Source organism: Phenylobacterium sp. (genome assembly GCF_030645195.1).
GTDB lineage: Bacteria > Pseudomonadota > Alphaproteobacteria > Caulobacterales > Caulobacteraceae > Phenylobacterium.
In genome coordinates this window covers 1-1388 of record NZ_JAUSLW010000175.1, presented here as the reverse complement: position 1 = coordinate 1388, position 1388 = coordinate 1, and the positions used below count along the sequence as shown (strand labels likewise).

The 1388-nt window shown below is 72.4% G+C and carries 2 protein-coding genes; both read left to right on the top strand.

Annotated features, from left to right (window positions below):
- A partial coding sequence (locus Q7T09_RS14505) for an ABC transporter ATP-binding protein (RefSeq protein WP_304700601.1) occupies positions 1–628 on the top strand: 628 nt, incomplete at its 5' end.
- Positions 629–630: 2 nt separating this feature from the next.
- Positions 631–1388 (top strand): HlyD family secretion protein (locus Q7T09_RS14500; protein ID WP_304700600.1); only part of this gene is annotated, 758 nt, incomplete at its 3' end.

Below are 1388 nucleotides of genomic sequence, written 5' to 3'. Positions count from 1 at the left end.
CGGGGACGTGACCATGGTCATGGGCCCCTCGGGCTCGGGCAAGTCGACCCTGGTGGCGACCCTGTCGGGCCTGCTGAAGCCGGACGGCGGCGGGGTGAGCGCCATGGGCGAGGACCTGTGGAAGCTGCGCCCCGGCCAGATCGACAGGTTCCGGCTGGATCACTGCGGCTTCATCTTCCAGGGCTTCAACCTGTTCGGGGCGCTGAGCGCCCTGCAGCAGGTGGCGATCATCCTGAAGTACAAGGGGTTCAGCCCCGCCGAGGCCCGGGCCCGCGCCGAGATCGCGCTGGGCGAAGTGGGCATGACCAACCGCATGCACCAGCGTCCCTCCGAGCTGTCGGGCGGCGAGAAACAGCGGGTGGCCATCGCCCGCGCGCTCGCCAAGGAGCCGCACCTGCTGTTCGCCGACGAACCCACCAGCGCGCTGGACGGCGAGAACGGCCAGGTGGTCATCCAGCTGCTGCAGCGGGCCGCCAAGAGCCATGGGGCGGCGGTGATCTGCGTCACCCACGATCCGCGGCTGGAGGCCTATGCCGACCGCATCATCCATATCGAAGACGGGACCATCCTGGACGACCGGCGCACGACGCCGGCCCCCACCCGGACCCCCGAGCTCATCGGAGCCTAACCATGTTCGCCTTCCTCCGCCGCCACGTCGTCTGGCTCGTCGTCCTCGTCATCGCGCTCGCCGTGGGCGGGGGGCTGATGATGAGCGGCAAGGCCAAGGCCCAGAAGGCCGAGGCCGCCAAGGTCGCCGCCGCCAAGGCGCCCAAGAGCCCCTATGTGGCCATCGCCAACGGCAAGGCCGACGTCGAGGGCGGCATGATCCAGGTGGCCGCGCGGCGCGCCGGCATCGTGCGCGAGGTGCTGGTCAAGGAGGGCGACCGGGTCGCCAAGGGCCAGGTCCTGGCCCGCCAGGAGGACGACGAGCCGCGCCTGGCCGCCGCCGAGGCCGCCGCCGCCGTGCGCCAGGCCCGCGCCCAGCTGGCGATGACGCAGGTGCAGCTCACCACCGCCCAGCGCGAGCGCGCCCGGCTGCAGGGGCTGGTGGCCACCAACTTCGTGGCCGGCCAGCGACTCGACCAGGCCCAGGACAAGATCAACGAGGCGCAGGCCACCCTGGAAGCCCAGCGCGCGGCCATCGCCACGGCCGAGGCCAACCTGGCCCAGGCCCGCTACAACCAGGAACTGGCCATCGTGCGCGCGCCGGCCGACGGCCGCATCGCCCGGCGCTACGCCAATCCCGGCGCCGGCGCCTCGACCCTGAACGTCTCGACCATGTTCGACCTGGAGCCCGAGGCCCCGCACATCGTCCGCGCCGAGATCGCCGAGGGCGCCCTGCCCTTCGTGCGCATCGGCCAGGCCGTGCAGATCGCCCCGGAGAGCGA